Here is a 9,378-nt window from a genome sequence, read left to right as displayed (position 1 = left end):
TTAATCGCCCATGCCTGCCATACGGTCGGCTTGAATCACTTCGATCCAGTAGCCATCGGCGTCTTTGACGAAGATCACGTCTTTCATTTTGCCTTGGTCGGCACGCTTCACGAAGGTGACGTCGTGCTCATCGAACCACGCTTGGGCGGCTTCCAAGTCCGGCACGCTAAAACAGATGTGCCCGAAGCCTTGCGGCTCGGCATTACCGTCGTGGTAGGCAAAGTCCTGCTCGTTTTCGGTGCCCCAGTTATGGGTCAGCTCTAGCAGGCCTTTCTGGCTGAAGGTCCAGGCGGTGCGCGCTTGGGTCTCTTCCGGCACGTGATCGCTCTCCTCGACATTGGCCAGAAAGTAGAGCGAAAACTGCATCTCCTCGAAGTCCAGACGGCGCAGCACCTGCATGCCAAACACCTTGGAGTAAAACGCCAGCGCACGCTCAGGGTCTTTGACCCGCAACATGGTGTGGTTCAAGCGAAAGCCCTGGGTTTGCGAAGCGGCCGGGGTCACTCCCGGATGCTGTTCACCTTGATACGACATGACACTCTCCTGGTTGGATGATGCTTGTGTTGACGCGATGCAAAATCTTTGACGGACGTATGACTTTGTACAAGGCTTAGGCGACAGCGTCGTGCTTCCCGCTGCCTGTGCATCACTGCCTTTGAAGGCGTTATTTACCATGTTATGAGGGCGAGGAACGCAGAATTCCAGCCTGCCCCCGAGGAGTCTTTATGTCCCGTGATCTAAACGTATTGGGTGAACCGCTCACGCCCTGCTGCCACTCGCCGAAAACCGGTTTCTATCGCGATGGTTTTTGCCGGGTAGGGCCAGACGATGTCGGCATCCATTCGGTGTGCGCCATGGTGACCGAGGAGTTTTTGGCCTTCTCCAAGGCGCAAGGCAACGACTTGGTGACACCGCGGCCGGAGTTTGGCTTTCCCGGTTTGAAACCCGGGGATCGCTGGTGTCTTTGCGCGCACCGCTGGGCCGAAGCGGCACAGGTAGGACTCGCGCCGCCGGTCGTTTTGTCCGGTACGAACGAGCGAACGCTGGACATCATTCCACTGGTCAAACTCCAGCAGCATGCGCTAGATGCCGTACATTAATACCTGGGCCAAGGCGCCCCCGAATGCCCCTGGAAAAATGATGCAAATCTTCTACACTTCTATTTCGACAATTTTACATAGTGACCCGTGATGCCCCGCGAATGGCGTCCGATAGGAGCACGTCATGACAGCTATCGATATGACCCTTGGCGATCGCCTGACATTGAAGCAGTTGAGCAATGCGATTCAGAATGGCTTCTCCCCCATCGTCGAAGTCGAGTCCATGGATGGCATCTACAAAGTGCGTTTTCACCATGCTAATGGCGTCTCGGACCTATGTGACGCTCAAGGTCGCGTCAGCACCTTTCTGGGAACCGGTGAAATTCGCGATGCCCTGGGCCAACTCGGCTTAACCCATGGCGTGCTGACCTTTGCCGATCAGTGCGGCGACGAAATGATTGGCGTACAGGGCCGAGCCATCACCCCTGACGAAATGCTCACGTACGGGACCCGCATCGCGTTTCGTTAACGCGTTGTTGACCGGGCTTTACATCGCCGCACAAGGCTAGGATAGTACCCACCAACGACAGGGGCGCCGCTCAGCGGCTGAGAAGCACCCTTTGAACCTGAACCGGATAACGCCGGCGTAGGGAGTCGTGGTGCTTACCACCACCTCCTTACCCGGGAGGAAACCATGACTTACCCCCCACTTGGCGATATGCTTGCTGCCCTGCGCGAGTCCACGCCGCTCGTTCACTGCATGACCAATTACGTGGCCATGAACAGTACCGCCAACCTGCTGCTGGCCACGGGCGCATCGCCTGCCATGCTGCACGCCGCAGAAGAGGTCGCTGAATTTACCACGATGGCAGACGCGCTCTCCATCAATATCGGCACGCTCTCTGCCCCCTGGGCCGAGTCGATGCAGCTGGCGGCGCGCACGGCCGACACGACCGACACCCCCTGGGTGCTGGACCCCGTCGCCGTCGGGGCCACCGAGTTCCGCCAGCGGGTGTGCCAGGCGCTGCTGTCCCATCGCCCCAGCGTCATTCGCGCCAATGCCTCGGAAGTGATGGCTCTGGCCGGCTTGGCCAGCCAAGGGCGTGGGGTCGATGCGACCGCCACCACCGATGACGCCACTCACGCCGCCATGACGCTCGCCCAGCGGCAACGCTGCATCGTCGCCATGACCGGCGAAACCGATGTCATCACCGATGGTAGCCACCACGTCCGGTTAACCGGGGGCCACCCGCTGATGCCCCGCGTCACGACGCTCGGCTGTGGCTTGAGCGCCTTGGTGGCCGGGTTCGTTGTCGCCAACCGCGAGTACCCGCTGGCCGCGACGCTGGCCGCCTTGGCGTGCTTTGGCATCGCCGGTCATCGTGCGGGTCAGCAGGCCAAGGGGCCGGGCAGCTTTCAGGTCGCGTTTCTGGATGCACTGTACCAGCTCACTCCAGAGGATCTTTCGTCGCAAAGCCAAGTGGAGACGCTGCATGCCGTGTGATCTTTCGCTCTATTTGGTGACCGATGCCGCTCTGTGCGCGGAAGCGGGCCTCGAAGCGACGGTGGAAGCCGCCGTCAAAGGCGGAGTCACCGTGGTGCAGCTACGCGACAAGCATGCCAGCGACGAGGCGATGATCGAACAAGCCAAGCGCCTCAAAAGGCTGCTGGCGGGCACCCATGTGCCGCTGATCATCAACGACAGACTCGCCGTGGCCATCGCCAGCGGTGCCGACGGCCTGCATGTTGGCCAGAGCGATACCGCGGTTCTAGAGGCGCGGGAGGCGCTGGGGCCGCAGGCCATTCTAGGACTGTCGATCAACACCCTCGCGCAGCTTCGTGACGCGCCCATCGCGCTGTTGGACTACGTCGGGTTAGGCCCCATTTTCGCCACTGCCAGCAAGCAGGATCATGCTCGGCCCATCGGCTTCGAGGGCTTAGCCGAGCTGGTGCGCGCCTGCCCGTTGCCCAGCGTGGCGATTGGCGGCTTAAAGGCGCAGCACGCCACCCAAGTGAACGCCGCCGGCGCCCAAGGGATGGCGGTGATTTCTGCGATCTGCGGCCAGCCCGACCCTTACCGGGCGGCGCTGGCGTTTCGCGCCCCATGAGTCGACTTGACCAGCTGACCGCCTTCGTCAAAGTGGCGGAGCTTGGCAGCTATACCCGCGCTGCCGAGGCATTGGATCTTTCACGTACGCGGGTGTCGCGGCAGGTCATGGCGCTAGAGGAGACGCTGGGCGCGCGATTGATCCAGCGCACGACGCGGCGGCTGCATCTTACCGATGCGGGAGAGCGCTATTTAGCCCATGCCCAGGCCATTTTGCTGGCGTTGGAGGAGGCCGCTGCCGATGTCGGCAGTGGCACCCACACTGTGAGTGGGCGGCTGCGCATCAATGGTCCCATGAGTTTCGGCACGCGCTATCTCGCGCCTCAGGTAGCGCAGTTCATGCAGGCGCACCCCGCACTCGACGTACGCCTCGATCTCAACGACCGCCGCGTAGACTTGTTGGAGGAGGGCTATGATGTCGCCATCCGCATCGGTAGCCTGCCCGACTCCAGCCTAATCGCCAGACGGCTAGCCCGCTGCCAGCTCGTGCTGTGCGCGTCACCAGGCTATTTAGCGCAGCACGGCACGCCTTTGCGCATCGAAGACCTTACCCAGCACCACTGCCTGCGCTACCGCAGCGGGCAGAACAGCGGCGACTGGCGCTTCGGCCAGCAGTACGTTAGCGTCACGGGGCCGCTGGAGAGCAATAATGGGGATATGTTGACCCATGCCGCAGAAGCGGGATTAGGCATCGCCCAGCAACCCAGTTTTCTGATTCATGAGAGCATCCAGCGGGGGCACTTGGTGCCGCTTCTGTTAGACCTACCGCCGACCTACCTAGACATACACGCCCTCTACCCCGCACGGCGTTTTCTACCCGCCAAGGTAGCGCACTTCATCGATCAGTTGGCCGATGCCTGGGGCGACCCACCCATATGGGAGCAGGGGCTTGGATTATCGCGCATATCGCAACAGTAAAGTGCTCATCGGTTAGATTATCTTCTCCACTCGCTGGCCTACAGTAGCATCATCGCATCCATGGTGATGCTCACGACGCGAGAGAGTGCTATGACGACGTTAACTACCCCGACGACAATCCTTCATGCGACCGCCCTACTGCGCGTTAGCCTAGGTGTGATGGCCCTGGCTCACGGGCTGATGAAAGTGTTCGTGTTTACGCTTCCTGGCACGGTGGGCTACTTCGAATCGCTTGGCCTGCCCGGTTTCATGGCTTACTTGACCATTGCCGCCGAAGTCGGCGGAGGCTTGGCCCTGGTGCTGGGCCTATACACCCGCTGGGTGAGTCTGGCGCTAGTACCGGTGCTGCTCGGCGCCGCCTGGGTACACCTCGGTAACGGCTGGGTCTTCTCCAATCCCGGCGGCGGCTGGGAGTTCCCAGTGTTCTGGGCCGCGGCCCTCCTGGTGCAAGCCGGCCTGGGCAGCGGTAGCTTCGTCATCAGCCGCCGACTGGCATAATCCAATGGCCTGCCGAGAATCACACGTTGGCAGGCCCATTGACTGGAGCGTATCCTATGTTACCGAGTCTCTTCATTTCCCATGGCTCTCCCATGCTGGCGCTCACCCCCACCCCAGCCCATCACTTCTTGAAGGAGCTGGGCCGCACTCTGCGACCCAAGGCCGTCGTGGTGGTTTCAGCACACTGGGAGACCGAACGGTTGCAGGTGAGCCGCAGCGCGACACCTACGACTATCCACGATTTTGGCGGTTTTCCCGACGCCCTGTTTGCCGTGCAGTACCCAGCGCCTGGGGAACCCGTCTTGGCCAAACGTTTGGCCCAACAGCTAGGCGCCACGGAGACGGAGCGCGGACTGGATCACGGCGCGTGGGTGCCACTGTCACTGATGTATCCGGATGCCGATATACCGGTGGTGTCGCTATCACTGCCCAGCCGCTGGGGTGCTAGCGAGTTGATCGCCCTGGGCGAGCAGCTCGCACCGCTGCGTCAGGAGGGTATCCTGGTGATTGGTTCGGGCAGCTTGACCCACAACCTCTACGAGCTGCAATCGCAGGGCAGTCAAGTGCCGGCTTGGGTCGAGCGTTTCGCCGAGTGGGTGCATGCAAGGCTGCGAGAAGATGACCGCGATGCACTCCTCCACTGGCAACGCGGCCCCGATGCTGAACGTAATCACCCCACACACGAGCACTTTCAGCCGCTTCTGGTAGCCATGGGGGCGGGCGGACAGGCAACACTGCGTCATCACAGCGTCGAACACGGCGTGCTAGCCATGGATGTCTATCAGTTTGCCTAACGTCTACGCCGTGGGGCGGCGCTTCAAGGTGGTGCGTCGATCGTGGTAAGCGATAGCTAAGCCGCTCAACATGATCAGCGCGCTGCCGACCCATACCCAAAGGTCCGGCAGCTCTCCCCAGAACCACCAACCCAACAGCACCGCCCAGAGCATGGCCGTATAATCGAAAGGGGCTGCAATGGCCGCAGGCGCATAGCGAAAGGCCAGAGTAATGAATGCCGTGGCACCAACACCCAACACCCCAGATACCAAAAATCCAAGCCAATGCCACGGCTGTGGGGTTTGCCAGACCCAGGGCAAACTCACGGCCGTCACGATCAGCGGCACCATGGTCATATAGAACACCATCGCCCATAGGTGCTCGTTGGCGCCATAGCGCCGCGCCGTCACCATCATGAGCGCATAGAACACCGCCGCCGCAAGAACGATCATTGCGCCCAGCTGGAAAGCATCGCCGCCAGGGCGCACGACGATCAGCACTCCTAAGAAGCCTAGCAGCGACGCCACTAGCACCGGCGGGTCGATACGCTCACCCAGCAGCGGTACGGAGAGTAGCGTCACGAACAGGGGCGCGACGAAGGCAATCGCCGTGGCCTCGGCCAAGGGCAGCAGGGTCAGGCCCCATACGAAGCAGACCATCGTGGCGGTGTAAATCAAACCGCGCAGCAAATGCACACCAGGACGCTGAGTACGCAGCTTGCGTAATCCGCCGCTTACGTAAGCCAACAGGGCAATCAGCGGCAGCGATACCAATGTGCGGAAAAAGATGATCTGTAAGGGCGAATGGACGGCTCCTAGCCATTTAGAGACCGCATCGCCAAGCGCCAAGAACAGTACGCCTAAGCACATGAATAAAATGCCTTTTAGCGAGGGCGTCATCCGTTGTCTCCTCCTCCACGTTTATTATTGTGGCTGCGCACCCAGACGCGCAGCATAAAAAAGCCCCGCCAACCAGGGATTGGCGGGGCAGCGTGTCATGCGGCTCAAAGACTCGCGTTGACCACCATGCAGTCCATGCCCTGCGCCTGTAGCGCTTGGCACGCTTGGCGTGCCTGCGATTCGTTCAATGAGACGACACGGGCGCGAAACACTGTCGTGGGCCCCTGAAGCGGATCGATGGCAACGCGGCCTCCCACGCTCGTTGGCAGCCGCTGTGCGGCTTGGCGAGCAAACTGCTCTGCCTGTGCCGCTTGGCTGAATGCTCCGACTTGTATGCCCCAACTCGCCGAGGCTGCTTGCCCCTCAGGCGACGCACTGGCCAGTACCTGCTCCCGCTCGATAAAGGCCTGCAGCGGATCTGCAGACGCGGAGGGCGGCGTACGGTCTGCCTCAGCAGCATCGATGAGTTGAGATTCGACGGCCTGCGCGGGCGTTGTTCGTGTAGCGCTCGGTGTCGGGGAGAGGGACGTTGCCGAGACATTGGCTACCATCGGCTGGGTAGAGGGACGAACAGGCGTTGACTGTCGCAGCGGTTGCGCAGGCCCGGCAAAGCCCATGAACTCACTGGAAAAGCTCGTGTTCGCCAACCAAGTGCGCTGATCTCTAAGCGAGGCGCGCATAAAGCTACGGTCCAGCAGATCCGCCATGTGGGTATCTCGCGAGGAGGAGCTAAATCCGCCCATCACCACGGCCACCATCCGCCGACCGTTGTGAACGGCGGTGGTGGCTACGTTAAAGCCCGAAGCACGAATAAAGCCGGTTTTCAAACCGTCGGCCCCCGGGTAGTCGCGCACCAAGCGATTGTGGCTGGTATGGCGCGTGCCACGATAGGTGAACTCCTGCAAACCGAAGTAGTGATAGTATTGAGGAAAGTCCTGCATGACTCGTACCGAGAGCGTCAGCATGTCACGCGCGGTCGTCCTTTGCTGGTCATCGGGCAGCCCAGAGGCGTTGCGAAAGGTGGTGGCGTTCATCCCCAGTTCACGGGCTTTCACCGTCATCAGGTTAGCAAAGCGCTGCTCGCTGCCACCTAATGCTTCCGCCACGACCACGGCCACATCGTTGGCAGAGCGCACGGCTAGCGCACGAATCGCCGTATCCACAGGAATGGAGCTACCGGCCGACAGCCATAGTTTGGTCGCGGGCATGGCAGCCGCCTGAGCAGAAACGGGCAACGGCTGATCGAGGCTTAGCCTTCCCTCCTCCAGCGCTTCGAATGTTAGGTAGAGTGTCATCATTTTCGTGAGCGACGCAGGATAGCGTGGCTCGTCAGCATTTTCAGCGTATAGCACTTCGCCGTTTTCGAGATCCACAACGATGCCTGCATAACGAGGATTCGCCTGGGCGTTGGCGCTACCCATCAGCGTCATCATCAGCATGACCAGTAGCCAGTGCGCCGCCCAAACCGCTGTGCTCACTCCTCGTGTTGTTGCCATACCGACCTCTTACTGATTGATCACACTGCCCGACACTTGGCCGTTCATACGGCTGCTGCATTAGCCTAGCATGCCTTATCGTTAAATTGATCTTCCCTTAGAGCATTCATCTCGATAAAGCAGCGGAAAAAGCGCAGATATAAAAAAACCGACCCAAAAGGGTCGGTTTTCATTGTGCCTACCAGAAGGAGCAGCGCTTATTCAGCGACGGCTTCTTCTTCAGCCACCGGGCGGTCTACGAGCTCAACGTACGCCATGGGCGCGTTGTCGCCGGTGCGGTAACCGCACTTGAGAATACGGATGTAACCACCCGGACGCTCGGCGTAACGCGGACCCAGCTCGTTGAACAGTTTGCCGACGGCTTCTTTGGAGCGCGTACGAGCAAACGCCAAACGGCGGTTTGCAACGCTATCCTGCTTTGCCAGGGTGATCAGCGGCTCGATAACGCGACGCAGTTCCTTGGCCTTGGGCAGGGTTGTCTTGATGACTTCATGTTCGACCAGCGAGACAGACATGTTCTTGAACATGGCCTGACGGTGCGAGCTGGTACGATTCAGATGACGACCACTCTTACGATGACGCATGGTTGTGATTCCTTACCAAACTGGGACTCAAGTCGACGCTTACGCGGAGGCCTTGTCGTCCTTCAGGCTAGCGGGTGGCCAATTTTCCAGCCGCATGCCGAGGGACAAGCCGCGCGCTGCCAATACATCCTTGATTTCATTCAAGGACTTCTTACCGAGGTTCGGGGTCTTCAGCAGCTCCACTTCCGTGCGCTGAATCAGATCACCGATGTAGTAGATATTCTCGGCTTTGAGGCAGTTAGCGCTGCGTACGGTCAACTCGAGATCGTCTACGGGGCGCAATAGGATCGGATCGACGTGATCCTCTTCCTCTTCGACTTCCTGCTCTTTATCAGCTTCCAGGTCGACGAAGGCGGCCAGCTGCTCTTGCAGAATGGTCGCACTGCGACGGATAGCCTCTTCCGGATCCAGGGTACCGTCGGTTTCCAGGTCGATAATCAGCTTATCGAGGTCGGTACGCTGCTCGACACGAGCGGCTTCGACCGAGTAGGAAACACGGCGAACAGGGCTGAAGGTGGCATCCAGCTGCAGGCGTCCAATCGCACGGGTCTCTTCATCAGAGCCACGAGCGTCAGCCGGTTCGTAACCACGACCCAGCGCGACCTTAAGCTGAATTTTCAGCTCGGCACCTTCATTGACGTGTGCAATGACATGGTCCGGGTTGACGATTTCGACGCTATGATCAAGCGCAATGTCGCCAGCGGTGACGACGGCTGGGCCCTGCTTGTTCAGCGAGAGCACCGCCTCATCGCGGCTGTGCATCTTGATCGCAACATCTTTCAAGTTCAGGAGGATTTCGATGACATCTTCCTGCACCCCTTCGAGCGCACTGTATTCGTGCTCTACACCGGCAATTTCAGCCTCTACCACAGCGGCGCCGGGCATGGATGAAAGCAGAATGCGACGAAGTGCATTCCCCAGGGTGTGACCAAAGCCGCGCTCGAATGGTTCGAGGACGATTTTGGCATGATGTGCGCTGATTTCTTCGACCTTGATGTCGCGAGGACGAAGAAACTCTGTCACTGAACGCTGCATATGAACACCTTTCAGGCTGCCAAACGG

At 60.0% G+C, this 9,378-nt stretch carries 12 protein-coding genes and 1 riboswitch; of the genes, 7 read left to right on the top strand and 5 right to left on the bottom strand.

The genetic code is table 11. The annotated features are described in order from the left end of the window. Window positions 1-534 carry a lactoylglutathione lyase gene (gloA, locus tag FHJ80_RS13660; protein WP_139527884.1) on the bottom strand — a complete coding sequence of 178 codons (534 nt, stop codon included), beginning with the start codon at window positions 532-534 and terminating at the stop codon, window positions 1-3. 191 nt (window positions 535-725) lie between these two features. Here gloA and FHJ80_RS13655 point away from each other — a divergent pair, with 191 nt between their 5' ends. From FHJ80_RS13655 to FHJ80_RS13625, 7 genes are all read left to right on the top strand, one after another. Further along, complete coding sequence (locus FHJ80_RS13655) at window positions 726-1,100, top strand: DUF2237 family protein (protein ID WP_139527883.1); 375 nt, start codon at window positions 726-728, stop codon at window positions 1,098-1,100. 124 nt (window positions 1,101-1,224) lie between these two features. Next, window positions 1,225-1,569, top strand: a complete 345-nt coding sequence (locus FHJ80_RS13650) for a hypothetical protein (RefSeq protein ID WP_139527882.1) — start codon at window positions 1,225-1,227, stop codon at window positions 1,567-1,569. Window positions 1,570-1,618: 49 nt separating this feature from the next. Next, a riboswitch (TPP riboswitch) is annotated at window positions 1,619-1,710 on the top strand. Window positions 1,711-1,734: 24 nt separating this feature from the next. After that, entirely contained in the window at window positions 1,735-2,544 is an 810-nt protein-coding gene (thiM, locus tag FHJ80_RS13645) for a hydroxyethylthiazole kinase (protein WP_139527881.1), read from the top strand. Beyond that, window positions 2,534-3,148 (top strand): thiamine phosphate synthase, encoded by a 615-nt coding sequence (gene thiE / locus FHJ80_RS13640; protein ID WP_139527880.1) that lies wholly within the window; start codon window positions 2,534-2,536, stop codon window positions 3,146-3,148. Before thiM ends, thiE begins: the two co-directional genes overlap by 11 nt. Continuing rightward, a complete protein-coding gene (locus tag FHJ80_RS13635) occupies window positions 3,145-4,065 on the top strand; it encodes a LysR family transcriptional regulator (protein WP_139527879.1) in 921 nt (306 codons plus the stop codon). Before thiE ends, FHJ80_RS13635 begins: the two co-directional genes overlap by 4 nt. A 90-nt stretch (window positions 4,066-4,155) precedes the next feature. Then, window positions 4,156-4,563: a DoxX family protein gene (locus FHJ80_RS13630; RefSeq protein ID WP_139527878.1), complete on the top strand. Its 408-nt coding sequence runs from the start codon at window positions 4,156-4,158 to the stop codon at window positions 4,561-4,563. A 56-nt stretch (window positions 4,564-4,619) separates the two neighbouring features. Further along, window positions 4,620-5,357, top strand: coding sequence for a dioxygenase (locus FHJ80_RS13625; protein WP_139527877.1), 738 nt, complete (start codon window positions 4,620-4,622; stop codon window positions 5,355-5,357). A 3-nt stretch (window positions 5,358-5,360) separates the two neighbouring features. Here FHJ80_RS13625 and FHJ80_RS13620 read toward each other — a convergent pair whose 3' ends face one another. The 4 genes from FHJ80_RS13620 to rpoA form a co-directional block, all read right to left on the bottom strand. Continuing rightward, window positions 5,361-6,236 (bottom strand): DMT family transporter, encoded by an 876-nt coding sequence (locus FHJ80_RS13620; protein ID WP_139527876.1) that lies wholly within the window; start codon window positions 6,234-6,236, stop codon window positions 5,361-5,363. A 104-nt stretch (window positions 6,237-6,340) separates the two neighbouring features. Further along, on the bottom strand, window positions 6,341-7,732 hold the full coding sequence (locus tag FHJ80_RS13615; protein WP_255303960.1) for a serine hydrolase: 1,392 nt from the start codon (window positions 7,730-7,732) through the stop codon (window positions 6,341-6,343). Between the two features lie 197 nt (window positions 7,733-7,929). Continuing rightward, the gene (rplQ, locus tag FHJ80_RS13610) at window positions 7,930-8,316 is read right to left on the bottom strand and encodes a 50S ribosomal protein L17 (RefSeq protein ID WP_044628819.1); all 387 of its coding nucleotides are present in this window, start codon (window positions 8,314-8,316) and stop codon (window positions 7,930-7,932) included. A 39-nt stretch (window positions 8,317-8,355) separates the two neighbouring features. Further along, window positions 8,356-9,351 (bottom strand): DNA-directed RNA polymerase subunit alpha, encoded by a 996-nt coding sequence (rpoA, locus tag FHJ80_RS13605; protein ID WP_016915790.1) that lies wholly within the window; start codon window positions 9,349-9,351, stop codon window positions 8,356-8,358. Window positions 9,352-9,378: the final 27 nt, after the last annotated feature.

It is taken from the genome of Halomonas sp. BL6 (assembly GCF_006228115.1).
In the GTDB taxonomy this organism is placed as follows: domain Bacteria; phylum Pseudomonadota; class Gammaproteobacteria; order Pseudomonadales; family Halomonadaceae; genus Vreelandella; species Vreelandella piezotolerans.
This window is presented reverse-complemented; position numbering and strand designations above follow the sequence as displayed.